The sequence below is a fragment of the Enterococcus sp. DIV1208 genome (genome assembly GCF_050530455.1).
GTDB lineage: Bacteria > Bacillota > Bacilli > Lactobacillales > Enterococcaceae > Enterococcus_B > Enterococcus_B hirae.
Genome location: NZ_CP172887.1, coordinates 2,421,606 through 2,446,166 on the forward strand (window position 1 = coordinate 2,421,606; position 24,561 = coordinate 2,446,166).

At 32.9% G+C, this 24,561-nt stretch carries 19 protein-coding genes and 9 pseudogenes; 6 read left to right on the forward strand and 22 right to left on the reverse strand.

Annotation, left to right across the window (positions count from 1 at the left end; translation table 11 throughout):
* The 5 genes and pseudogenes from IGK91_RS11185 to IGK91_RS11205 all read right to left on the reverse strand — a co-directional run.
* A pseudogene (locus tag IGK91_RS11185) lies at positions 1–453 on the reverse strand (nucleotidyl transferase AbiEii/AbiGii toxin family protein); the annotation flags it as partial.
* A gap of 51 nt (positions 454–504) precedes the next feature.
* Positions 505–1,185, reverse strand: coding sequence for an IS6-like element IS1216 family transposase (locus tag IGK91_RS11190; RefSeq protein WP_002331383.1), 681 nt, complete (start codon positions 1,183–1,185; stop codon positions 505–507).
* Positions 1,186–1,266: 81 nt separating this feature from the next.
* Positions 1,267–1,746: a PTS sugar transporter subunit IIA gene (locus IGK91_RS11195; RefSeq protein WP_113803782.1), complete on the reverse strand. Its 480-nt coding sequence runs from the start codon at positions 1,744–1,746 to the stop codon at positions 1,267–1,269.
* Positions 1,747–1,758: 12 nt separating this feature from the next.
* Positions 1,759–3,261 (reverse strand): PTS transporter subunit EIIC, encoded by a 1,503-nt coding sequence (locus IGK91_RS11200; RefSeq protein WP_081123772.1) that lies wholly within the window; start codon positions 3,259–3,261, stop codon positions 1,759–1,761.
* 12 nt (positions 3,262–3,273) lie between these two features.
* Positions 3,274–3,963: an N-acetylmannosamine-6-phosphate 2-epimerase gene (locus IGK91_RS11205; RefSeq protein WP_081123773.1), complete on the reverse strand. Its 690-nt coding sequence runs from the start codon at positions 3,961–3,963 to the stop codon at positions 3,274–3,276.
* 164 nt (positions 3,964–4,127) lie between these two features.
* Here IGK91_RS11205 and IGK91_RS11210 point away from each other — a divergent pair, with 164 nt between their 5' ends.
* Complete coding sequence (locus tag IGK91_RS11210; RefSeq protein ID WP_081125614.1) at positions 4,128–4,946, forward strand: MurR/RpiR family transcriptional regulator; 819 nt, start codon at positions 4,128–4,130, stop codon at positions 4,944–4,946.
* A gap of 40 nt (positions 4,947–4,986) precedes the next feature.
* Here the strand turns inward: IGK91_RS11210 and IGK91_RS11215 are convergent, their stop codons facing one another.
* From IGK91_RS11215 to IGK91_RS11255, 9 genes and pseudogenes are all read right to left on the reverse strand, one after another.
* Positions 4,987–5,226 (reverse strand): hypothetical protein, encoded by a 240-nt coding sequence (locus IGK91_RS11215; protein ID WP_081123775.1) that lies wholly within the window; start codon positions 5,224–5,226, stop codon positions 4,987–4,989.
* A 1,028-nt stretch (positions 5,227–6,254) separates the two neighbouring features.
* Positions 6,255–7,307: an FUSC family protein gene (locus IGK91_RS11220; protein WP_128479800.1), complete on the reverse strand. Its 1,053-nt coding sequence runs from the start codon at positions 7,305–7,307 to the stop codon at positions 6,255–6,257.
* Positions 7,308–7,555: 248 nt separating this feature from the next.
* Positions 7,556–8,134 (reverse strand): annotated as a pseudogene (locus tag IGK91_RS11225) (peptidoglycan DD-metalloendopeptidase family protein); the annotation flags it as partial.
* A gap of 411 nt (positions 8,135–8,545) precedes the next feature.
* Positions 8,546–9,708 (reverse strand): annotated as a pseudogene (locus IGK91_RS11230) (IS3 family transposase).
* A 57-nt stretch (positions 9,709–9,765) separates the two neighbouring features.
* Complete coding sequence (locus tag IGK91_RS11235) at positions 9,766–9,939, reverse strand: hypothetical protein (RefSeq protein ID WP_162783193.1); 174 nt, start codon at positions 9,937–9,939, stop codon at positions 9,766–9,768.
* Complete coding sequence (locus IGK91_RS11240; RefSeq protein WP_002296258.1) at positions 9,932–10,225, reverse strand: Mor transcription activator family protein; 294 nt, start codon at positions 10,223–10,225, stop codon at positions 9,932–9,934. The genes IGK91_RS11235 and IGK91_RS11240 overlap by 8 nt, the downstream gene beginning before the upstream one ends.
* Positions 10,226–10,370: 145 nt before the next feature.
* Positions 10,371–10,923: pseudogene (locus tag IGK91_RS11245) on the reverse strand (DUF1643 domain-containing protein).
* 173 nt (positions 10,924–11,096) lie between these two features.
* Positions 11,097–11,396: a 4'-phosphopantetheinyl transferase gene (locus IGK91_RS11250; RefSeq protein ID WP_002389983.1), complete on the reverse strand. Its 300-nt coding sequence runs from the start codon at positions 11,394–11,396 to the stop codon at positions 11,097–11,099.
* A gap of 26 nt (positions 11,397–11,422) precedes the next feature.
* Positions 11,423–11,731, reverse strand: a complete 309-nt coding sequence (locus tag IGK91_RS11255) for a DUF960 domain-containing protein (protein ID WP_002334080.1) — start codon at positions 11,729–11,731, stop codon at positions 11,423–11,425.
* A gap of 231 nt (positions 11,732–11,962) precedes the next feature.
* Here IGK91_RS11255 and IGK91_RS11260 point away from each other — a divergent pair.
* Positions 11,963–13,124 (forward strand): annotated as a pseudogene (locus tag IGK91_RS11260) (IS3 family transposase).
* On the opposite strand, the gene IGK91_RS11265 reads toward IGK91_RS11260, so the two are convergent.
* Complete coding sequence (locus tag IGK91_RS11265) at positions 13,108–13,701, reverse strand: IbrB-like domain-containing protein (protein WP_002287856.1); 594 nt, start codon at positions 13,699–13,701, stop codon at positions 13,108–13,110. The pseudogene IGK91_RS11260 and the gene IGK91_RS11265 sit on opposite strands and share 17 nt — an antisense overlap.
* Positions 13,702–14,093: 392 nt before the next feature.
* On the opposite strand from IGK91_RS11265, the gene IGK91_RS11270 reads away from it, so the two are divergent.
* Complete coding sequence (locus IGK91_RS11270; protein ID WP_002287854.1) at positions 14,094–15,530, forward strand: hypothetical protein; 1,437 nt, start codon at positions 14,094–14,096, stop codon at positions 15,528–15,530.
* A 164-nt stretch (positions 15,531–15,694) separates the two neighbouring features.
* On the opposite strand, the gene IGK91_RS11275 is transcribed toward IGK91_RS11270, so the two are convergent.
* A complete protein-coding gene (locus IGK91_RS11275; RefSeq protein WP_002287852.1) occupies positions 15,695–17,095 on the reverse strand; it encodes a glutamate decarboxylase in 1,401 nt (466 codons plus the stop codon).
* A 12-nt stretch (positions 17,096–17,107) separates the two neighbouring features.
* Complete coding sequence (gadC, locus tag IGK91_RS11280) at positions 17,108–18,619, reverse strand: glutamate:gamma-aminobutyrate antiporter (protein ID WP_002287851.1); 1,512 nt, start codon at positions 18,617–18,619, stop codon at positions 17,108–17,110.
* Between the two features lie 456 nt (positions 18,620–19,075).
* Here gadC and IGK91_RS11285 point away from each other — a divergent pair.
* Together IGK91_RS11285 and IGK91_RS11290 are read left to right on the forward strand one after the other, a co-directional pair.
* Positions 19,076–19,561 (forward strand): annotated as a pseudogene (locus IGK91_RS11285) (IS256-like element ISEfm2 family transposase); the annotation flags it as partial.
* A 195-nt stretch (positions 19,562–19,756) separates the two neighbouring features.
* Positions 19,757–20,332: pseudogene (locus IGK91_RS11290) on the forward strand (thymidine kinase).
* A gap of 42 nt (positions 20,333–20,374) precedes the next feature.
* Here IGK91_RS11290 and IGK91_RS11295 read toward each other — a convergent pair.
* Positions 20,375–20,572 carry a hypothetical protein gene (locus IGK91_RS11295; protein ID WP_014748620.1) on the reverse strand — a complete coding sequence of 66 codons (198 nt, stop codon included), beginning with the start codon at positions 20,570–20,572 and terminating at the stop codon, positions 20,375–20,377.
* Between IGK91_RS11295 and IGK91_RS11300 the strand changes: the two are divergent.
* A pseudogene (locus IGK91_RS11300) lies at positions 20,538–20,741 on the forward strand (IS256 family transposase); the annotation flags it as partial. The gene IGK91_RS11295 and the pseudogene IGK91_RS11300 overlap by 35 nt on opposite strands.
* Before the next feature lie 172 nt (positions 20,742–20,913).
* Here IGK91_RS11300 and IGK91_RS11305 read toward each other — a convergent pair.
* The 4 genes and pseudogenes from IGK91_RS11305 to IGK91_RS11320 form a co-directional block, all read right to left on the reverse strand.
* Complete coding sequence (locus tag IGK91_RS11305; protein WP_002287845.1) at positions 20,914–21,306, reverse strand: hypothetical protein; 393 nt, start codon at positions 21,304–21,306, stop codon at positions 20,914–20,916.
* 427 nt (positions 21,307–21,733) lie between these two features.
* Positions 21,734–22,426 (reverse strand): hypothetical protein, encoded by a 693-nt coding sequence (locus tag IGK91_RS11310; protein ID WP_002287844.1) that lies wholly within the window; start codon positions 22,424–22,426, stop codon positions 21,734–21,736.
* Between the two features lie 299 nt (positions 22,427–22,725).
* Entirely contained in the window at positions 22,726–23,895 is a 1,170-nt protein-coding gene (locus IGK91_RS11315) for an IS256-like element ISEfa13 family transposase (RefSeq protein ID WP_325810477.1), read from the reverse strand.
* A 70-nt stretch (positions 23,896–23,965) separates the two neighbouring features.
* Positions 23,966–24,535, reverse strand: a pseudogene (locus IGK91_RS11320) (PD-(D/E)XK nuclease family protein).
* Positions 24,536–24,561 lie beyond the last annotated feature (26 nt).

The following is a 24,561-nucleotide window of genomic DNA, read 5'->3' on the forward strand; positions in this document are numbered from 1 at the left end:
TTATCTCTCCATTTCTCTATTTATCTGTTGGTGTCTTTGATAAGCTAGTTTTCGCTCTTTTTCTTCGACGTGAATCACTTTTTCCATCAAATTACTAATCGAATCCATTGTCTCATCGTACGTGATCGACGCAGCATAAGGATTGCTTTTTTGATATTTCTTCCAAGTATCTTTTAGCTCGTGACTATTTTTCAGTACATCCATATCCTTTTCATAGTAAATCTTTAACGGATCAGTTTTTCCTCGACGTGTAAATGTATTTCTCACACTATCTTTCAAGGTCTTCTCATCGATCTTCTCCATTTTAGGAATAGTATAGAGATCATAAAAATCTTTTCCTCTTGAATTATCTGTTAAAAAATCAAAGGTTGCACTTAATTTTTCAGCAATAATTTGTTCTGTAGGATAGGATTCCAAAGGAATCGTTCGATCCTCAAACATCAATTTATGGGTTCTGTTGCAAAGTTTTAAATAAAGAATAAAATCCCTTACGGTATCTATGATTTAAGCTGGGATTCCCAATAATACCTTGATTTCAGTACAGACCGAAAACCCGAAGAGAGTGCCTTCTTTTCGGGTTTTCTTATATAATCCTCGAATGGCTTCCATGCCTTTAATCGTGGTAGAGGCAGTGCGTAAACTTCGATAGAATTTATTGCGTCTCTTTACTGGACGATGGTCTTGTTCAATCAAATTATTCAGGTATTTAATGGTACGATGTTCTGTCCCTTGATAAAAGCCGTATTCTTTTAGTTTCTTAAAGGCACTTGTAATAGAGGGGGCTTTATCTGTGACTACAACCTTCGGTTCATCAAACTGCTTCACTAACCGCTTAAGAAAAGCATAGGCTGCTTGTGTGTCCCGTTTTTTACGTAACCAAATATCCAAGGTTAAACCATCTGCATCGATGGCTCGATACAAATAATGCCATTTTCCTTTAATTTTGATGTACGTTTCATCCATTTTCCATGAATAAAAGGATTTTTTATTTTTCTTTTTCCAAATTTGATAGAGTAGTTTGCCATATTCTTGCACCCAACGATAAATCGTCGTATGAGAAACGTTAATGCCACGATCATATAAGATTTCTTGAACTTCACGATAGCTAAGGTTATAACGAAGATAGTAGCCCACGGCTACAATAATCACATCCTGCTGAAATTGCTTTCCTTTAAAATGACTCATCGTCATTCCTCCTGCTATCTTTTTCTATTATTCTACCTTATCTGATAGTAGATTTAAAACTTTGCAACAGAACCCAGCTTTTTATACACGCGTGATTTTTCCACATAGATTTCCATTATCTATTCGACCATTATCTATTATTAAATCACTAAACTGATTTTTCTCCGGAAAAACAACTATAACAGAAGTGTCTCTTCCAGATTTTATTATTTTTTCAAAATCTACATCAACTAGTAAAGTTTCAGAAGTAACTACATCATTTTCTTTCACACAAATTGAAAAAGGCTCTCCTTGTAATTCGACTGTATCAATTCCAATATGGATCAAATAATCAATTCCTGAGTTACTTTTTATATTAATAGCATGTTTAGTAGGAAATATATTTGTTACGCGACCAGCTAACGGAGCATAAATTTTTGTATTATCAGGTATGATAGCAAACCCATCACCCAATAATTTTTGTGAAAAAACAGGATCATTTACTTCTGTGATGGAAATGATTTTTCCAGAACAAGGTGCATAAAATTCTTCTTGTTTTTTCTTTTTGAAAATCTCAAACATATAAAATACCTCCTACTTATCTTTTCCTAATATTTGATTGATTTCTTGACTTAATAAGTCAGCTTTCCCTCCAAAAACAGCTTGTATACCGCCCTTTACTTCGAAGACAGCAGTCGCACCAATGGCTTTTATTGTTTGTTTTTGAACAATTTTCCCGTTCGTAACAGCAACACGTAAACGAGTTGCACAAGCTTCAACAGACTCAATATTATCTTTCCCACCAAGGGCATCAATAATTGTAAGAGATTCTTCACGTAATGATGTATTTTTATTTACTGCTTTTTTAGGATGAACTTCCGATTCTTCTTCCATTCCAGGAATAGCCACCTTGAATTTTTTGATGAAAAATGTAAAAACAAAGAAATATATAAGCGCCCATGCAATACCAAAAGGAATAAGTTTTAACCAATTAGTTTTGTCGTTCCCCTGAAGTACACCAAATAATAAAAAGTCGATCAAACCGCCTGAAAAAGAATTCCCTACACGAATATTTAAGATATCCGCAAAATAAAAAGATAGCCCATCTAAGAATGCATGAATCACATAAAGCCAAGGAGCTACAAATAAGAACATATACTCTACAGGTTCAGTAATTCCTGTTAAAAAAGAAGTAAGAGCACCACTAAAATAAAGTCCACCATTTTTCTTACGATTATTTTTGGGAATCGCACGATACATTGCATAGCAAGCTGCCGGTAATCCAAACATCATTGTTGCGAATCTTCCTGCAAAAAAGCGAGTACCATAAGTAAATAAGCCTGTATGATTTGGATCAGCTAATTGTGCAAAGAAAATATTTTGTGCCCCCGCAATTGTTGCACCAGCAACATTTTCTGTGCCCCCCAAAGAAGTGTACCAAAACAAAGGATAAATTGTGTGATGTAGCCCGACAGCTCCAGTTAACCGAAGTAAGAATCCATAAAGGAAAGTACCTATGCTACCCATCTGTGCAATTTGTTCTCCAGCAACCACTAAACCATTTTGAATTGGTGGCCAAATTAAATAGAAAAAAGATCCAATAACAATTGCAGCTAAACTAGATACAATAGGGATAAATCTTGAACCTCCAAAGAACCCTAAAAATTGCGGAAGTTCTATTTTTCTATATCGGTTGTGTAAGAATGCAACCGTTCCCCCCACAACAATTGACCCAACAACTCCTGTATCAAGTGTTGCCCCTTTTGCTGAAAATAGTTCAAGAAATCCACTAATTGTTGCAGTATAGACTAAATAAGCTACACCTCCAGCTAACCCAGCTGTTCCTTTGTCTCCATTTGCAAGTCCCACTGCAATTCCGATTGCGAAAATTAAAGCTAGATTTGCAAAAACTGCATTTCCAGCATAGCTCATGATGCTTAAAATAGTATGCAACCAAGTTTGATCTAAAATTGGATAAGCATTTATAGCGCTCTCATTTGTCAACGCTCCTCCAAGACCTAATAGTAGCCCGGCCACTGGTAATATAGCGATCGGTAACATAAATGCACGACCTAATTGTGAGAATTTTTTAAACATTTCCTTTTCCCCCTAACTTAATGCTTTAATAAATCTTGAAGTAATTTCTTGTGGTCGGGTAATAGCCCCACCCACAACAATACCTGCAACTCCTAATTCTTTTATTTCTTTTGCTTGCTCTGGAGTATGAATTCTACCTTCAGCTATTACACAAATATTAGCTTCAACTAATTGTTTAATAAGTTCAAAATTTGGTCCATATAGCTTTTTACTTTCTTCGGTATAACCACTTAAAGTAGTTCCAACAAAATCCACCCCCGCTTCATAAGCATTTTTACCTTCTTCGAAGTTAGATATATCTGCCATCAATAACTGATGAGGATATTTTTCTTTTATTTTTTTTATAAAATCATTGATAGATAGACCATCATGTCTTTTTCTTAATGTGCAATCGAGAGCAATCACTTCTACACCAGTAGCAACCAACTCGTCCACTTCTCGCATAGTTGCTGTAATAAAAGGAGCTTCTGGTGGATAATCTCTTTTTATAATTCCAATCATTGGTAATTCAACTTGTTTTTTGATTGCTAAAATATCACGAACAGAATTTGCACGTATACCAACAGCTCCTGCTCTTTGTGCGGCTAGAGCGAAATAAGGCATAAGACTCTTTTCTTCTTTATAAAATATTTCACCAGGTAATGCCTGACAAGAAACGATTAAACCATCTGAGATCGCTTCTAAAAACTCTTGTTTATTCATTATCCTAAACACTCCATTTTTATTATATTTTTGGATAATACCTCCAAAAAAACAATATAGCATCCGCTTTCAAAAATGTAAAGTTAAAAAAGGATAAATCCGGAGTTTTTTTAAAGAAAAATGGAGTATAATGGAGAAAACATTTTAACTGCAAAGGAGTTTGTATGAATTATATCTATTTAATCAGAGAGCACTACCCCTTACTAACGAGATCTGAAAAAAAAGTCGCAGATTTTATTTTGAATTCTGGTAAAACTATTATTTATAGTACAATGAATGATATTAAGAAAAATACTAAAGTAGGTGATGCAACGATTATTCGTTTTTGTCAAAAAATTGGTTTTTCTGGATTTTCTGATTTGAAAATTGAAATTGCAAAAGAAGATTTTAGTCATCAAAAAGAACAACCTAGTAGTAAGAAATATTATGATGAAATTGCTAATACTTTAATAGATGCTTTACATTTAACTATTCGTTTGTTAGATGAAAATAAACTGGATAACGCAGTTCAAATGATTAAACAAGCAAAGAATTTATATTTATTTGGAGTAGGCTCCAGTGGAAATACAAGTCTCGATCTAGAAAGTATGTTTTTACGAGTAGGTGTGCAAGCAAAAGCAGTATTAGATCCACACTTTCAAGCTCAAGTTGCTTCCTTATTAACAGATCAGGATCTAGTAATTATTTTCTCTTTATCTGGAAAAACGAAAGATACCTACGATTCATTGAAAATTGCAAAAAAAAATGATTCAAAAATAATTGCAATAACCAATTATATCCATTCACCAATTGGTCAATCTGCTGATTTGGTTTTACAAACAGCAATTGAAGAATTTTTAAATGGTGGTTCTTTAGCTGGAAAAATTTCACAACTTTATATTTGTGATTTATTAGTGCAAAGATATGAACAAAAATATAATATTGATTCTGTTGAATTGAGAGAAAAAGTTTTACGCTCCATTATTGATAAAAGAATTGAATAAGCCTAAGATCTATACCAGTAAAATATAAAAAGAACATCTTTTAATGGATGTTCTTTTTATATTTAATATCATAATTTTTTTGTTTATATGATTTTTCTATAATAGATAAAAATAACTCTGTTTCCGCTTTTTCTCTTGCCTTTTTTGCATCTTCTAGACTCTTATACAAACTCAAATTATATTTTTTCCCAGCTAAATTAATATATGCAACCCATTTATTATTTAAATGGCAAACACCTTTTATTCCACTTTGATTATTTTTTGAACGTTTTGCTATCAAAGACTCTACAAAGGTTCCATCGATTTTTACTCTAGAATCTTGCTTTTTTAAACAACTACAACTTTTTGTATGTCCACAGATTAAATTTCCATATTGAACGAGACACCATTGACCACAATCACATTTACAAATCCACTTACTACGAGAGATACTATATTAATGATATGATACTATGTTTTTCCATATTAGAGAATATAAGAGTTACAACCGAAAAATCAACAATCAACAAATTTAAACAATGAAACAAGTTAGATTGTCAATTATTTTATATCTATTTTAGAACTATACTGAGTGAACAATAAAATAATTTAACTAAGCCATACACTATATATTACAAATAAAGGAGTATAAAATGAAAAAAAATTATTCTATTCTCATACACATGTTGTCACAACTTTCTAATTTATTTTCTAAAAAATATCTATTTGTCTATGTCAGTCTTATTTTTTCTATTTGTATAAATTACATTTGTTCGTTGATAAGCATAATCTCAAGCATTTATATTACTCTTATATTTCCTATAAAATCTGAATCGCTAACAATTATCACAATAATAATTATTAGTTTTATTTTATCCATAATTGCTCACGCTATCAGGCTCACTTTAGTACATTTAAGTAAAATAAATATTATTTCAGTCTATAAGATACTTGATATTTCGAAAGACTTTTTTACTCATGTATTGCTGTTTTTCACATTACTTCTACAATTTACTGATATGTTATCTTTTGATGGCACAAGCCTTTTAACACAGTTAGAAGAAAATCATGGTTACTTGAATGTGTGGCTATAGGTATAACTGCTCTTTCACTTCAAATTATTTATTTTCTTAAATATCAATTAAATAATATGGAGAACGAAAAACAGCCCTATTCATTAGAATAAGACTGTTTCTGGATCAAGCAATCGCGATTGAAAAATAAATTATATAAAAAGATAATAATGTAAATTTATTTTCTATCCTTATTTTTATTAGAATAATTATTATACTTACTATATGATATGAGCAAGCTCTTTTATCAATTAGCCTATTTCACAATGTTTTTTTGCTTTAACAACATTTTTACAAACCAAATTCCCAAAATAGCTAAGCTTACACCTAACAAGTTATAAGTAAACCGCATTGCTAATGTTTGAGGAATTCCATACATCTGACTAGCTATCGTCAACGCACCAATACAATTAAAAACCGTTTTATAACGGTAACTAGAACAAAATCCTAAACAAATACCACCTAATAAACTAAGTATCTCAATTGGTAAATACATACTTAATAGAATAAAAGAAAATATACCAATAATTGTGCCTAGCAAACGGTCGGTTGCACGTGTTTTCAAATCAATTATTGAAAATCCATAGCTCGCAAATAAAGAGGAAAAGGCAACCCCAACCCACATGAATCGTTCAAAAGATAGATACTGACTAACAGACAATAATAAGCTAATGAAAAATACATAGGAAAACAACCAAATTTTCAATGAAACACTCTTTTCTTTTAAAGCCTTGAACATTGTCTTTTTTTTGTGCTTATTGCGATGATTGTGATAAATTATCCACCAAAATATAAGAAAAAAGAGACCAAAGAAAAGAAGACGATCATTCAATAATTTTTTCGTTATTTGGTCTGTTATTGTCGAATAAACAACAAATATATAAGAAAATCCATATAATGACGGATTTCCCATTTTGGAATCACTTAAAGTAGCAATTAGTATTCCTCCTAGTAAAAGGAAGTGCGACAATACTTGCAAAGTAAAATTTGGTAATAAATGGACAAATGGTGCGACAAACAATGCACCAAAGACAACACTCAATCCTAAAATTGATTGAGCGTATTTATACCCAAAGTCAACGAATCTTAGACTAAGCATCATACAGAAAAAGACAATAGCATATGGCTTATTGGATTCACCAAAAAACTTCGTAGACAAAACAATCACACAGATAGCAAAACCAACAATCAAAAATGAACGTAGAACTAGGGATAAAATATATTTTCTACGATCATACTTGGATTTTGTACTTTTTATTTTTTGCTTAAGTATTAAAGGATCTAATTGTAGTAATTGATAAAAAGTCATTTTCTCTACCTCCTTACTAATACTGCTAATTATTTAACTAAATCTAGCAGTTATAAATACTTGAAGTAAGATTTTTTTGGGAAATAGAGAATACTTATATAATTAATTTTTCACTTACGTAAATCTCTCTTATCAACCAAACAAAACTACTATACGTTATACTTCTTTTGCTAATTTTTAATTGTTCAACATAACTTTTTATAATTTTTGTACTCAACTTATTCAGAAAATCAATATTAGAATATTTCTTAGAATAAGATTGTTTCTGGATCAATCAATTGTGATTGGTTTAAACTGTGATCTAAGCATAATTCAAAATGTAAGTGACTACCTGTACTGTTTCCTGTCGAGCCAACATAACCAATAATTTGTCCTTGTTTTACTTTGTCGCCAACTTTGACTTGATATTCTTGTTGATGCGCATATAAAGTCGTTGTACCATCTTCATGTTCGATGGCTACATAATTGCCACATTAGGGGTGAAACTCTGCTTTAATAACCCTTACTGCCTTGCTAGCGTAGATTGGATCGCCTTGTGCTGCTGCTAAATCTAATCCTCGATGAAATTCTCCTCCACGATTACCAAATGGACTAGAAATCGTATAGTTTTTGACTGGTACGAGATACCCTTCTTTATTTAGTTGTGGCCCTGCTACTTCTTTATCATACGTAGTAAAATCATAGGTCACGATTAGAACATTTAATTTTTTATCGTAGCTAGTATCTGTCGCGTAACGTCCTGTCAAAAATTTCGTTGCTTCGTGATAGGTTTTCGTATTCGTTTTCCAAACGCCATCGTAAAAGTGTCTATTTCCTGTTAAGCCCTCTTTATAACAACAAAGCAGACAATAGTTTACCTGTTTTCTTCATCTACAAATTTTTTTCCTTTCCTTCATTTTTTATACCTATTAAAAGATTATAAAAAGTTTTTTGTATATGTCCACATATCACATGAAATTAATAGATTATAAAAATTTTTTAAAGACTGATAAGGTTGGCTGGTCACAAGACACTCTAGCAATAAAGGACAAAAGTATCTTGCTATAACTAATACTATATAAATAATATGATTATTATATAGAAGATTAGATGTTTAGCAAACATGTTGTCTGGAATGGCAACAGTTTTTTTGACAAATTTTATAAGGTGCAGAACTTCTTTCCGTATGCTATTCCGATTGTCCTTGACAATGAGCCTCCTCGGATGTGACGATCTTCGGCAGGAGCTAACAGTTAAAGTTAGACTGCCTCGCTAGCGTTAGCACATCCGAGCTCATTATCAAGGATTCGCTGCGCCAATCTCTGGTTACGGTAACCAACCGGTGTCTCGTAGCCAAGTGTACCGTGCAACCGAAGGTGGTTCCACCAATTGACATAGTCAAATAACTCCAAATCCAATTGTTGTAAGGTTTCAAATGTGTATTGATAGACAAATTCTACTTTCAACGACTTATAAGTTGATTCAGCTACGGCATTATCAAAAGGACAGCCTTTATGACTCAATGATCGATTGATGTCAAAAGTTGTTAATAATTCATCAATAGCTTGGTTATCAAACTCTTTTCCACGATCAGTATGAAAAATCTCAACCTCTGTCAGAGGTTGTTTGATACGGCTAAATGCTTTTTTTACTAGAACGGCATCTTTATGTTCTCCACAAGAATAGCCGAGAATTTCTCGATTGAACAGATCCAAAATGAAACAGACATAATTCCATTTTTTCCCGACTCGTACATAAGTCAAGTCTGTTACGATCGCTTCTAATGGGTTGTCTCTTAAGAATTTACGATTCAATACGTTTGTCGTTTTGGCTTCATTGCAAGTAGAATGATGTACTTTAAAATAAGCAACAGTATAGCTCGATTTTAATCCTCTATTTTTCATGATTCTACTAATTTTTCGTCGGCTGATCTGAATGCCTCGTTTTGATAAGGCTTTTTTTATTTTTCTTGAGCCGTAGGCCTTTCGGCTGCGGATAAATTCTTCAGCGACTACTTCTTCAAGTTCTGATTCGTCTTTCTTTGGTTTTGATTGATAATAATAGGACTGACGTGATAGACCTAATATTCTGCACATCGCTGATATAGGGTAAAGATGCTTATTCGCATCGATTACTTGTCTCTTCGTCCGAATATCAGCGCTGCTTGCTTTAAAATATCATTTTCCATTTCTAATTGCTAGTTTCTTTTACGTAGTTCTAACAATTCTTTTTGTTCAGGCGTAAGATTATCTTTTTCTTTGAATGAGCCACTCGTTTTAGATTGCTTTACCCATTTGTCAAATGCTGAAGCCGTTAGTTCATATTTTCGAATGATTTCTACACGTGGCTTTCCAGCTAAGTAAAGATTGACGATTTGTTGCTTGAATTCTTGTGAAAAAGTTCTTCGTGTTCTCTTAGACATAAAAATTCCTCCTGGTATGTTTTCTTCTAGTCTACACACCTTAATTTTTCTGTCTAGTTAATTGTAGCCTATCCAAGTATTATTTTTCTTAGTTAGAGCTATGAGTCCAACTATGATTACCCCAACTGTCTTAATTACTTTTCCTTTATCTATATTCGGATGTGCAAGCATATATTTATATAACCAATATCCACCGTAAATTAAACCACCTAATACAATCAGCTTAGCCATGTACTCTTCTCCTTTCTTTTTGTTTAATTACTTTTTGAATCCATCTTGCAGAGAAACCATAAACTTCTGTCAATTGACGGATATCTACAGTTTTTTCCTGTTCTATCATGTTTTCGATTCTTTTTCTAACTAACTCGCGATCGTACATTTTCATTGGAAAAGAAATCTGTTGCCCTCGAAAAGCAAGATAAAATTGATAGAGCAATTCTGAATCCAGTTCCATTTCCTCAAAAAAGTCATTCATACTTTTATAAGAGTTACTCAAACAAGTTTCATCAATCTCCATCTACACACCCCCTGTTATTTTTTACATAATGAAAATAGCATATTACTGGGTACATTGATAATTCATATAACATGTATCATCACATGTATTTTTAAAGTCAAAAAGCATGTAAAACTACTTATAAGTAACATGAGAAAATAAAATGTTATTTTTCTTGAAATAATAATTGACTATCTGCCAATTGCCATTCATTACGAACATGAATACTTAGTGGGTGGGATAACTTACCTTCTGCATTTTATCAATACTTTGGTCATCTTCTTTTGTTTCGCACTCAATTGATCGTAAATAGTCTTTGCTTGTTCATAAGCCACTTGACTCGTCGCTGTAATCGAACCACAAGCAAAAATAATGGTATTGATTTTCTTTTCTGTAAAAACAGTTGTTAATATTTCCAAAGATTGTTCATCATTTCCACGAGGAAATACCCGAGGACTTTTCGCTTTTGTATACGAAAAAAGATTCACAGCAATAAAACCAGTAAATCCTAATTGTCGGATATTCTTTTCGATTAATAACATACTCAAATCATTCGTAAATGGTTCTGTATCTGTTGGACGAATAGTAATGACTACTGCTAATTTATCTTCCGCTTCTTTTCCTTTGATCGCCCATTGTCGTTTGAAAACATAGCGATGGGTATGATGAGGATCTCGCCAAACTTCTGTTTGTGTGGTCACTAATTCTTTTTCAATCATCTCTTTTTCTCCTATGCTAATTTTTGTTCAAGCACTTCAATTACCATTGCTGTTATAAGTGTCAATACTAGTTGAAAATATTTCATATTCTTTCTCCTTTTTTCTTCAGAATTTGATGAATCGCTGTAAGGATATCTTCTAAACATTTCGCAATCATTCTCAAATAATCGATCTTATTCATTGGTTCCTCCAATCTGACTCCAAACCAAACGTCCTTCTACCAGTAACCCGCGAACAAATTCTCGCTGGCTGGTAATATCTGTAATGAAATAAACTACATAGTCTTTTCCATCTTCTGGTGCGCAATAAATATAAAGATGTGTCATTACTAAACGTGGTAGAGTAACATCTTCAGGAAGCATACCCATTTCAATTTCCTCTTTTTCCATCGTAACGGATTCATAGCCCCACTCTTCAGGAGTAGTGACTAGCTGTGCACACTTTTCCAGTACTTCGATAGACGTTTCTAACAAGTCATTTCTCTCCTTTCTTTTAGATATTAGTATTCTTCTGGTAATAACATCGTTTGATACTCACCCGAATCAATGACCCATATTTTTTGAGACACTGATTTCAAACGAAGCTTAGGTGAAATCAGATACTCTTTTCTTTCTTCCGGTTCTTCTTGACGATGAACCAACTTTTGATTTCCTTTTTCCGTAGAAAATTCAAAAATTTGAAGATAGTCTAAAGGAAATTGCTTTTGAACGTTTTGATCGATTAGATTCCAACATAAAGCTTGTAATTCCACCGGCAAACTGTCCATTACTCCCTTTGTGACATAACGTTGTCCTTTATTTTGAAACATTTCTTTTCCCTCCTTTGCCATAAAAATAGCCCAATCTTCTATTAAAGAAGATTGGGCTTCATGGATATAATATATATTTGAATTTATCTCTATTTCATTGCTATATTATTTGTTTCAATTAACTGAATAGACATCACAACTAAACATAAGAAATGCTGGATAGGCTACAATTAACTAGACATAAAAATTAAGGTGTGTAGACTAGAAGAAAACATACCAGGAGGAATTTTTATGTCTAAGAGAACACGAAGAACTTTTTCACAAGAATTCAAGCAACAAATCGTCAATCTTTACTTAGCTGGAAAGCCACGTGTAGAAATCATTTGAGAATATGAACTAACGGCTTCAGCATTTGACAAATGGGTAAAGCAATCTAAAACGAGTGGTTCATTCAAAGAAAAAGATAATCTTACGCCTGAACAAAAAGAATTGTTAGAACTACGTAAAAGAAACCAGCAATTAGAAATGGAAAATGATATTTTAAAGCAAGCAGCGCTGATATTCGGACGAAGAGACAAGTAATCGATGCGAATAAGCATCTTTACCCTATATCAGCGATGTGCAGAATATTAGGTCTATCACGTCAGTCCTATTATTATCAATCAAAACCAAAGAAAGACGAATCAGAACTTGAAGAAGTAGTCGCTGAAGAATTTATCCGCAGCCGAAAGGCCTACGGCTCAAGAAAAATAAAAAAAGCCTTATCAAAACGAGGCATTCAGATCAGCCGACGAAAAATTAGTAGAATCATGAAAAATAGAGGATTAAAATCGAGCTATACTGTTGCTTATTTTAAAGTACATCATTCTACTTGCAATGAAGCCAAAACGACAAACGTATTGAATCGTAAATTCTTAAGAGACAACCCATTAGAAGCGATCGTAACAGACTTGACTTATGTACGAGTCGGGAAAAAATGGAATTATGTCTGTTTCATTTTGGATCTGTTCAATCGAGAAATTCTCGGCTATTCTTGTGGAGAACATAAAGATGCCGTTCTAGTAAAAAAGCATTTAGCCGTATCAAACAACCTCTGACAGAGGTTGAGATTTTTCATACTGATCGTGGAAAAGAGTTTGATAACCAAGCTATTGATGAATTATTAACAACTTTTGACATCAATCGATCATTGAGTCATAAAGGCTGTCCTTTTGATAATGCCGTAGCTGAATCAACTTATAAGTCGTTGAAAGTAGAATTTGTCTATCAATACACATTTGAAACCTTACAACAATTGGATTTGGAGTTATTTGACTATGTAAATTGGTGGAACCACCTTCGGTTGCACGGTACACTTGGCTACGAGACACCGGTTGGTTACCGTAACCAGAGATTGGCGCAGCGAATCCTTGATAATGAGCTCGGATGTGCTAACGCTAGCGAGGCAGTCTAACTTTAACTGTTAGCTCCTGCCGAAGATCGTCACATCCGAGGAGGCTCATTGTCAAGGACAATCGGAATAGCATACGGAAAGAAGTTCTGCACCTTATAAAATTTGTCAAAAAAACTGTTGCCATTCCACCAGACACTTGCTTAAAGCGAAAAATTTCTTCAATGTCCATGCCTAATTCTTTGGATATTCTCTTGTCTGACCATCCATTTTTTACTAATCTTTGGATGACAATTTCCATTCCTCTTATTTCATGGGTCCCTCTTGCACGATTGTGTCGAATTGTTGAAGCCATACGTTCTTCTATGGGTTTATCAATAACTGTTACCGGTACAACTTTTAAGTTGAGTCTTTCCTTAGCAACACGATACCTATGAAGCACATCAACCAAGATATACTTCTCTTCTTTTTCCTTGTAATAACAAACTAATGGTTGAGTAAAGCCATCTTCAATGATAGAAAGCTCCAATAAGTTCATTTCCGGAGACGCTACTCGATTGGGATTATAATCGTTCGCCTGTATTTTGGTAATTGGAACAAGCCGAACGTCCATCACAGGGAAAGTTATGTCTTTATTCATACGCTTGTATACCCTACTTTCTTAAAAAGTAGGGTATACTCAAGAATCCGATTAATTATCTTCTCAATTTGGATAATATATCTCATCAGTCTTCTTGTCACTTTATCAACATGATTTTGCTGCAAAATGGGATACCGACAGTACTGGACTGGTAATCAGGATAAAAGCAAAAATAATTAATTTGTATCCTAAAAAATCCATAAAAATTCTCTCACATTTTCGGGTATTAATTCGAGAATCACACCTATAAATTTATTACTATATAAGGGATACTTAAACCAAATACCCCATCTAATTATTTTATAATTTATATTTTTGATTCAATATATTACAGGACTATTCCGATTGGTAGAGTTATAATAGTTATGTATAAAATGACTAGGAGGAGTACTATGTTGGAAACCTATCTGGAGAAAAGTATTTTTCGTCAAGTTTACATTTGTGAGCAATTACACGAAAAAGGGACCATTCAGATTCGCGAAATAGCAGATCAATTGAACGTTTGCCCACTCACTGTCACTAACGACTTGGAATGCATTACCGACATACTCCATCAGCAAATTATTTCAGTGGAGAAATCTAGAAGTAGCTTTACAGTCGCATTCGACTCTTCGTTTTCGAGGTTGGCACTCACTCAACTCATCTATCAGCGCTCTGACTTTTTCAATGTACTAGGACATTATTTATCAGGGGAACACAATTGGAGTAATATAGCTGATACTACCTTCATTTCGTTAAGCAAAGTTTACAACTTACGAAATGAGTTGATTAATTTTTTTAAACAAATGCAGTACTTAAATGCTGATGGCCATTTTGAAATTCCTGAAAAGGATTATCGAAGTTTGTTACTAACGATAATCTATGAGACAAATCGGACAGAGTTGATCCAGCTAAATAAATCAATTATTCAAAGCGGTCAACAATTGATTGATTATGTAGAAAAACATTTTTTTTCAAGAAGTTACCCTACAGTTGAAAAACAATTTATTTTATTAGGTATCGCTATCGGTTTGCAGAGATCTAAGACTAACCCAATATATTTTAGTCAGGAAGAAAAAAGAGTTGCCCGACATACTCCCTTGTTTCAGCTAATACAGAAAGGATTAGAGCAACTTTCTTTCTCTTTATGTCATGACGAAGATGAATGCCTTTATATCTACTTTCTATTCAACTCTAGAAATTATCTATGCGATAACTTTGAATTGTTACAAAAAGACTTGAACGTTGTTTATCAAAACCATGTAGCAGATAACCCTTTGGTGATTGAGCTCAGTCAAAAACTTATCTTATCTCTGAATATATCTGAAGAAAATCAGATACTTTTTGATAAAGCACTTCTCCCGTTTATCCGCTCACTTTGGGCTGATATTCAGATATTTCAACCTGATAAGACTTACTTGTTAAATGAAGAGCAACGCGCTTTGTACTTAGAAGTTCATGAAATTCTTGAACAATGGCGAAAACAAAACAATTTATTTCTGCGTTGGAATGAGAATTCTATTCGTAAACTAACCATTAGTTTAAGTCTTTTAAATGAGCATAAACGGAAATCTCCAATTGAAGTGTTCATAGTAGCTCCGTCAGACTTTAGGTATTTATACTATCGACAACAGTTAGAAGACATTTTGGGAGAACACTTTTCTATTAGTAATATCATTTGTAAACAACTTAGAGAAATAGTAGACGACACTTTCTTTTGTACTCAGCGGATTATACTTTGCGATAGTTCTTTATACCAAGAAGGCTTAGGTAGTGAGAAAACAATTATATATCCGATTACTTTTCAAACAATTCATACTGTTATCGATCAATTGAACAAGCAAATTTGACTGAACTACTTACAATAAGAGTAATGATGAATAGAACAACAGCTAAGATTGAGAGTGTAACAAATGAATATCATATATTTATTCAAATAGATTTAAGGAGCTGTGTGGTAATCACAACTCCTTTTATTAGTTAATTAACTTCTTTTATATTTCTCTGAAGAATTTTAGTGAGTAAAGCCGTACGTTTTCACATCCTGTTTTTTATGATAAACAATATGAGCTTTATTCAACTCTTCAATTGCTTGGTTCATATCTTGTACATAATCACCAGCCATGTTCATTCCAAAGTCTGCTCGAACAACTAAGCGTTGAATAATTAATTGATCCAAGTCTTTAGGTAATGGGTAGGCTGGGACTTGCCATCCCTTCATTAACAGACGATCAGATAAATCATATAGTGTCCATTCGCGATTGGGATCTTCTTTCAGCTTATAGCACACAACTGGCAATTCTGATCCATCATTAATGATTTCAAAAATACCAGTTTTTTCGATCTCTTTGGCTAAATAAACAGCAACATCATGAGTTCTTTGGTGAATATCACGATAACCATCAAAGCCATAGCGTACAAAGTTGTAGTATTGCCCAATTAGTTGTGCTGCACTATGAGAGAAGTTGATAGCCATAGTTGGCATTTCTCCACCTAAGTAACTAACTTTAAATACTAATTCTTCTGGTAAGTATTGTTGGTCACGCCATAAGACCCAACCCACACCTGGATATACCAAACCATATTTGTGACCTGAAGAATTAATTGAGATAACATTTTTCAATTGAAAATCCCAAACTAGATCAGGTTCAGTAAATGGTGCATAAAAACCACCCGATGCAGCGTCAACATGAATGTATACTTTATAGTCAGTTTGTTTATTGTGAGCTTCAACTAAATCATTCAGACCCTTGATATCATCATAACGACCAGTGTAAGTAATACCCATAATACCTACAATACCAATTGTGTACTCATCCACATAATCCATGACAGTATCTAGATTAATTGACATATGTTTTTCATCCATTGGGACTTCTCTCAGTTCCACATCCCAATATACACAGAATTTTTCCCAACAAACTTGGTAACCAGAAGAGATCACCAGGTTAGGTTTTTTTGCTTGAATATCAAGACCTAATTTTTCAGCACGTTTACGCCAAGCAAATTTCATGGCCATACCACCCAGCATGCAGGCTTCTGAAGAGCCGATCGTTGAAGTTCCCATGAATTTTTCATTATTTGGAGCATGCCATAAATCAGCAATCATATTTACACAGCGGTTTTCAATTTCCGTTGTTCGTGGGTATTCTGATTTATCAATTGCATTTTTTTCTAACGTTTGGGTCATCAATTTCACTGCTTCAGGTTCCATATACGTTTGACAAAAAGTAGCTAAGTTTAATCGCGCATTTCCTTCATCCAACATCTCGTCTTGTACTAATTGATAAGCAATTCGTGGTTCAATGGATTCTTTGTTTAACTTATATTTAGGCAAGTCAACATCCTCACTTGCAGAGCCAAAAATTGGTTCCAAATAGTTTTTTTCTTCTTGATTATCTTTTCCGTATAACATAATGAATTCCTCCTAATGTTTTAAAATATGTTCATCATTTTTTGTAACGTGGTGCTCTCCTCTAGCAGCTGGATAAACAGCGGGATTAACGTCTTCAGCTTTCACGTGAGTAGGTTCCTCAATAGTTGTGTGAGCACTTTTATCATGTACTTCATAAATGATAAAAGGTAAAAGAACAGTCACTACAAAGCTAATAAGTAGTATGATTTGGTATGTTCGGTGCTCACTAGCTGCAATTGAAGCTGGTGGTACAAAAGAGATAAGCAATGCGAACACTGATAAAATAAAACCAATTCCACCGATAATCGTTTTGCCAACAGTTTTTCCTGGTACATTGTAAGTTCGTTTTAAGTCTTTTTTCTTAAAAACTAATACAAAGTAACCTAGGAAAAATAGTAAATATCCTACGAGATAAATGACAACAGTTAAGGAGATTGCTACTAAGAATGATAAATTGTTGCCTCCTCCACCAAAAGTTAAGACTGCTGCCCAAATAGTAACGATAATTCCTTGTATCATAATCAACGGAACTGGAACGTCTTGTTTATTAGTTTTCCGGAAGAAAACTGGTAACAGACCTCGCTGAGCAGCTGCAAACATCCCTCGTGATGGACCAACTACCCAAGAACTAACTTCACCCATAACGCCACAGGCAATCATGAGAGCAATCACTTTTACCAACCAATGTAAATGACTGTTAAAATGTAAAATAAGCGTTTCAAATGTTTGGATTACACCAGCACTGAGAGACAAGTCATGTTGTGGAATAACCGCTGCTACTGAGAAACCGCCGATTGCATCTAAGGCGATGGCCAAAATCACTAGTAAAAACATTGCCAATGGGTAGTTTCTTTGGGGATTTTCCAGCTCATTAATATGTGATGCTGAAGCTTCTACGCCCATATAAGCCAATATAAAAGATACAAATACTACTAAAGTTGAAAGCTGAGAAAAGTCAGGAATAAAAGCTTTCGCATTAATAGCCATTTGAATCGGATTACCGCCGATAAAGTAGGCTGCTGCTAAACCAAAGAGAATGATCGAAGGAATAACAATTCCAATGACAAATCCTGCTTTAGCAATTTTAGCGGTACGATTGGTCCCGCCCAACTGTGAAAAAGTCAGTACCCAGAAAATGACTAATACACCAATAAACTTGATAAATGGATCTGTATTAAGCTCTGGAAAATTAATTACATACGACAGCGCTCCTAGTATGAAGTAGATCATTGTAATAAAACCTACTGTAATTTGAAACCATTGGAAAAAAATAGCTGCAAAACCAAAACGTTCTCCTAAAGTTTGACTAACCCAACTGAAAATCCCACCATCTTTCCATCCTTCAACTGTTGCCATTTCTGCAGCACATAAAGCAACTGGTAGAAACCATAAAATACCTCCCAAAAGAAGAAAGAAAACCAAATGTAATTGTGATGTTGCAAAGGTCGGATACTCATAAACAGTCAAAACCATGGAAGCTGTCAGGGCAAAAAAACCGAATAGAGATAACTTTTTTTTATTCATATTATTACTTCCCTTTCCTATTTAATTTGTCATTCCTACCAAGGTTATGGAAAATCGCTTATTTGAGCTTGCATTATTTTGTCCACCTCTTTTCTACAAGACAAAGTATAGCAAGCAAAATTCTTCTCCACTTCCAGAATTTTTTATTTTCATTTTTAGAAAAGTGAAAAAACTGACAACAAAAGCTTGTTTCTTTCACTCTATTAATATCTTTAGTGAAAAAGCTCGTTTTATATCGTATTCTTCCAGCGAATGTACTTCTCATAAGTCCAAAAAAAGCTGCGAAAAAGAAAGTACCTCGGTACCTACTTTTTCGTAGCTGCACATAACTTGAGCAAGTATTAATCGAAGATACTTTTGTTGAGAGTGTAAAATATTTTGTGTAAATAGAAAAAAGGAAGTCCCTTCTGTAGAATAGAGTTACCACAACACATTCACAGAAAAGAGGACTTCCATATGAACGATTTTACTACAGAAATCCTAAAGACTCTAGCGAACAAAGGCGATTTGAATGGATTATTCCGTGTCCATTTGGAAAAAGCTGTCAATACGCTTCTCAAAACGGAGTTAACGGCTTTCCTCGATTACGAAAAGTACGATCGCATTGGTTTTAACACGGGTAATTCTCGTAACGGCTCCTATGACCGTACGGTCAAGACCGAGTATGGGGAACTTCATCTCCAGATTCCGCGCGACCGCAATGGCGAGTTCAAGCAACAGACTGTTCCTGCTTATAGACGGACGAATGACACATTAGAGGAGACCGTCATTCACCTCTTCCGAAAAGGTATTACCATGTCGGAAATCGCAGACTTGATTGAGAAAATGTATGGGCATCACTACACGCCCCAAACCATGTCCAACATGACTAAAGTGCTGACTGAAGAAGTAAATGCATTTAAAGTTAGAACTCTAAATGATAAGTATGTCGCTATTTTCATGATTCCTTCAGTTTTTCAGATGATATACCACTCAAAAAACAATATGAGAGATGTTCAGGAATACCATCTCTAATGGCTTATAAATTGGTTTTAGGGATAGTAGATGTTATAGACATATCAAGGAATAAACGAGCAGCTGCATAAAAGCAGATGGAATTAAGGAATAATTGAATTGTAAAAGAAGGGAATAAATTTAATGGCACAATTATTTTACAGATATGGAACAATGAATAGTGGAAAGAGTATTGAGCTACTGAAAGTGGCTCATAATTATGAAGAATAAGGGAAGAGAGTTATCATAATGACAAGCGCAATAGATACTCGATCAGAATTTGGAAAAGTTGAGAGTCGTATAGGTGTTTCGAAACCAGCTATTGCAATTACTTCTGAAATGGATGTGTACGGAGAATTAGTGGAGATTATTGATCAGTACGGAAAAGTTGATTGTATTTTGGTCGATGAGTCTCAATTTTTAAGTAGAGAGAATATTATTGATCTATCACTTATCGTAATGAATGAGGAAGTACCAGTAATTTGCTATGGATTGAAGAATGATTTTCAAAATAATCTCTTCAAGGGATCCGAAGCATTATTGACATTTGCTGATAAAATTGAGGAAATTAAAACTATTTGCCATTTTTGCAATAAAAAGGCTGTAATGAATGCTCGTATTGTTGATGGTATTCCAGTTTATTCAGGTGAACAGATTGTAGTAGGAGGTAATGAAGATTACCTTTCGGTATGTCGCAACCACTACTACAACGAAGATTGAAATAAAAAACGTGTAATCAAATAATTGATTACACGTTTTTTATTATTCTGTTAAAGGTTGAGGATCAGAAATTTTTAGGTATCTATAATCCTCACCTAAAAATCCGTTAAAACGAAGTAAAACATCATGACCATTTAAATCAGTTGGAACTAAAATTGGAATTAATTTATCAACAGTAGTTTTGTTGTAAAGTTCAAAAGTGTTCTCCATTCCTTCTGGTTCTACAATCGAATCTTTCAATAAACAAATCAAGAAATACAGCCGCAGAAAAGAGCAGTTTCAAAATGAAGAATCACTAGAGCGTTTCCTAGTATCCATCTTTGATACATACAATCAAAAATTCTTAAATAGAAGCCATAAAGGCTTCCAACAAGTGACGGATACATTAGCTTCAATGTTTACTGAGTAACCCATTATTTTGCAGAAGGACGAGTTATTTACACAAAATTATTGACGCTCCCTGTTTGGAGTGGTAAAAAGATTGAGAAATTGTTTCATTAGCTATTACGATTATTATTGTAATATATTTTTATTGAAAATCAAAATTAAAATAATTCACTGTAAAAACAGGATTATTTTTTCTATTTTGGTAAGTCAACAGGAACATAGTTTTCAATTGATTCAATTGACTCATTTTCAATAATCTGATCCATAAATCCAGGGCAAATATTACCAGACAAATTATAAAACCTGCTTTCTTCTTCAGTCACTAAATTTTTAAATTCTTTTTCAGTTATAATAGCTCCAGTTTTCAAATTTTTATAGTATTTTGGTTTTTTTTTCAGATTTATTTTACTTTCTTCATATAGTTCGTAGCTGACAAAATAACCATGAGACAACTTTCGCTTAATAACTTCATTGCAATTTGGACAACGTATAGGCATTTCTTTTTTTCTATGTTTTACAATATTTCTAACTTCCTCATAGTAAAATAATGTACCACAATTAGAACACGTCAATCTATCATCTAACATAATAATCCCTCCAAATAAACATTATTAGTTAAAGTAAAATGAAAAATAATTGATTTACGTGTCTTTATTATAAATATGAAGTCAAAAAAAATCACCTATATTTTTTACTTAAAAGAAAAAATATAGAATTACAAGTCGTTCAAAAGTTTAATCACCTGTGATTATTACTAACTAGTTTCCATATGTTATCATCATAATTACTTCTTGATAATAATTCATATTACAAAATTATTCGGTACCTTTTGTCAAATCGAAATTTTCATATCAATAATAAGCGAGAATAATAAAAAGACTACTCTTTCGAGTAGCTATATACTGATGTCATCAAAAATAGAAAAGGAAACGGTGTTTAGATTGTATAATATTATGACATTTATATTCTATCTCATTATCTCCAAACATACCATTTGTTAAATTAAAACTATATCTATTGGATTGTATGTTCATTTACAATTTGTTGTGCTTTATTTGCGGTATCCTCTACATCATTTTTAGCTTTTTGAAGCTTTTCAATGTAATTATTCAAACTACTATTTTTTGACTTTTCTTCTTCTAGCTTTTGCTGAGTAGCTTGCAGTTGATTTTGAATGTTATTTTTTTCACTCAACATTTGATTAATTTGCTGGTTTAAACTATTAATAGTAGATTGTTCTTCATTAAATTTGTTCTTTTCATTTTGTAAACGATTATTCCAATCGCTATTTAATCGATTTATTTCAGCTACTTTTTGGTTAATTTCGTCTATTTTCGCATTAATTTCATTTTGTTTTCCTTGCAATTCAGAGTCTTTTGCTGACAATTGATTTTCTAAATTAGTTTTCTCTGATACTAATTGATTCTTGTCGTTTTCTAAAGATGCCACTTTTTGTTTGGAAACTTCAATATTAGTTCTTAGTTGTTCAAGAGTTTGGTTGTTTGAAGACAATTGTGAATTTAAAATACTAATTTTTTGCTCTTTATTTTCTAGAGCTGTGTCTAATATAGTTAAATTGTTGTTGATCTTTTCAATATTATCTTCCCCTCCCCATAATAAAATATTATCAGCATATTGCTTTCCGGAGAAAATTACTAACATCAATCCTATAATTACTCCAGCATTAATAATAATCTTTTTTCTCACTTTTATCTTCTCCTTCAAAAAATTTCCTTAAATAAGTTATTAAAAATTATTTTCTTCGTCAAGCTTTCTTTAGACACTTTCTGTTTTTTGTCTAAAAAATTATTTAAAAAGGATAGAGAAATTCAATTCTAAAACTATTTACTACAACTAATTTATTTATGTATCAATATTTTTTTACATTTTTTTATAAAAAATAACCACCCGAAGGTGGCTGAAGAATAAGCTTTTATTTGTAAGTTTCCAGAATAGGTTGTGTCAATAATTATGTGTAAATGGAAAAGCCCATTCTGTTGATCAAGTTAAAACATTGATTCTAATGTATCATGTATTTCTTTAAAACCTTTATGAACTCGGCATAGAAACTTTTGATTATAGTTGTTGAATTGAGATACTAGAAATCTCTCCAGAGATTCTTCATTAGGAAATTGCTCTTTTCTTTTGGTATATTTCTTTAATTGTTTGTTAAAACCTTCAATCAAATTAGTTGAATAAATAGTTCTTCTGATTGACGGAGGGAAATTATAAAAGGTTAATATAGCAGGATTCATGAGCAATTTAACCACTCGTGGATACTGCTTTTTCCATTTATCTATCATAAACCTTATTTGATTATTTGCTTCTTCTTTTGAACTTGCTTGGTAAACTAATTTGAAATCGCTACAGATTTCTTGTCGATCACTAACACGAACCTTATGAGCGATATTTCTAGATATATGGACACAACATTGTTGAAATTGAGCATTTGGATAAACACTATGAATACTATCGTCAATACCACTTAAACCATCTGTTACGACTAACAAAACCTCTTCTAAACCACGGTCTTTTAGATCTTGAAGAATCTCTTTCCAAACATAAGCAGATTCAGTTGGAGCTATAGTAAATCCTAGAACCTCTTTAGTTCCATCCAACCTGATACCAATTACTATATAGACAGCTTCTTTTGATACGGTTTGTCTTTTTAAGGGAATATGAGTAGCATCCATAAAAATGACTGAGTATTTAGCTTCTAAAGTTCTTTCTTTAAATGCCGAAACATCTTCAGACACAATTTTACTCATATTTGAAATAGTTTGTGGTTTGTAATAATGACCATACATTTTTTCGATTAGATCAGAGATTTCGGACATAGTAATTCCTTTTTGAACTAGCTGAATAATAGTGGTTTCTAAAGAGTCATTGGTTCTTTTATAAGCAGGTAAAGTTTGTTGAGAAAAGTCTCCATTCCTATCTCTAGGTATTACTAAATTCAATTCACCGTACTCTGTTTTAAAAGAGCGCGAATAATTCCCATTACGGGAATTACCTGAATTAAATCCAGCTCTATCATACTTTTCATAGTCAAGAAATACCGTTAATTCAGCTTGTAATAAAGCTTTAATAGCCAATTCTAGGTGACGACGAAACAAATCATCCAAATCACCTTTATTGATTAGTATTTCCATAATTTCTGTAGTAAAATCGTTCATATGGAAGTCCTCTTTTCTGTGAATGTGTTGTGGTAACTCTATTCTACAGAAGGGACTTCCTTTTTTCTATTTACACAAAATATTTTACACTCTCTTCAACGATATTCTTGTAAGTAATTATGCCCCAACTAGGATTTGTGGGTTCATTTCCATCTGGAGTTAAAAAAACAAAAATTTTTTTATAGTTAGAATAATTGCGTTCTATATATATTTGGTATTTATTAAGTTGCCCTCCAGACTCCGAAGACAGAATTTTATTTTCGATGCACACCACTATTTTATTTTTTTCCGATACCAATAAAATATCAATATTCTTATTTTCTCTGTAAACAATTAAATCTTCATAGCTATTAAGTAAAGCATCAAAATAATTGATAGCAGCTTTGGTATCATCATTAGAATCTATATACCTTTTCAAAAACATTTAAAAAAACTCATCAGATAAATTGTGGGTTTCATTTGGAGCAAACAAAAAAGCTAAAAAATTACTATGTCTTATTTCATTTTTAGATAGCTTAAGTATCTGAAATATATTTGTTTTCCCAGTCCATTTAGATAGTTTTTCTTCAATATCATCCATATCCTCCAATAGATTTTTTAAACACTTTTTTTCATCTATCATGTTTTTTCTCCTTGCCATTATTCTAACTAAAATTTTACGTATTT

Coding starts and splice junctions, on each gene's coding strand:
- IGK91_RS11190 (WP_002331383.1), bottom strand. CDS start 1,185: ATGAGTCATTTTAAAGGAAAGCAATTTCAGCAGGATGTGATTATTGTA.
- IGK91_RS11195 (WP_113803782.1), bottom strand. CDS start 1,746: ATGTTTGAGATTTTCAAAAAGAAAAAACAAGAAGAATTTTATGCACCT.
- IGK91_RS11200 (WP_081123772.1), bottom strand. CDS start 3,261: ATGTTTAAAAAATTCTCACAATTAGGTCGTGCATTTATGTTACCGATC.
- IGK91_RS11205 (WP_081123773.1), bottom strand. CDS start 3,963: ATGAATAAACAAGAGTTTTTAGAAGCGATCTCAGATGGTTTAATCGTT.
- IGK91_RS11210 (WP_081125614.1), top strand. CDS start 4,128: ATGAATTATATCTATTTAATCAGAGAGCACTACCCCTTACTAACGAGA.
- IGK91_RS11220 (WP_128479800.1), bottom strand. CDS start 7,307: ATGACTTTTTATCAATTACTACAATTAGATCCTTTAATACTTAAGCAA.
- IGK91_RS11235 (WP_162783193.1), bottom strand. CDS start 9,939: ATGGCTAAGCTGATTGTATTAGGTGGTTTAATTTACGGTGGATATTGG.
- IGK91_RS11240 (WP_002296258.1), bottom strand. CDS start 10,225: ATGGAGATTGATGAAACTTGTTTGAGTAACTCTTATAAAAGTATGAAT.
- IGK91_RS11255 (WP_002334080.1), bottom strand. CDS start 11,731: ATGTTTCAAAATAAAGGACAACGTTATGTCACAAAGGGAGTAATGGAC.
- IGK91_RS11265 (WP_002287856.1), bottom strand. CDS start 13,701: ATGAATAAAGACATAACTTTCCCTGTGATGGACGTTCGGCTTGTTCCA.
- IGK91_RS11270 (WP_002287854.1), top strand. CDS start 14,094: ATGTTGGAAACCTATCTGGAGAAAAGTATTTTTCGTCAAGTTTACATT.
- IGK91_RS11275 (WP_002287852.1), bottom strand. CDS start 17,095: ATGTTATACGGAAAAGATAATCAAGAAGAAAAAAACTATTTGGAACCA.
- gadC (WP_002287851.1), bottom strand. CDS start 18,619: ATGAATAAAAAAAAGTTATCTCTATTCGGTTTTTTTGCCCTGACAGCT.
- IGK91_RS11305 (WP_002287845.1), bottom strand. CDS start 21,306: ATGTTAGATGATAGATTGACGTGTTCTAATTGTGGTACATTATTTTAC.
- IGK91_RS11315 (WP_325810477.1), bottom strand. CDS start 23,895: ATGAACGATTTTACTACAGAAATTATGGAAATACTAATCAATAAAGGT.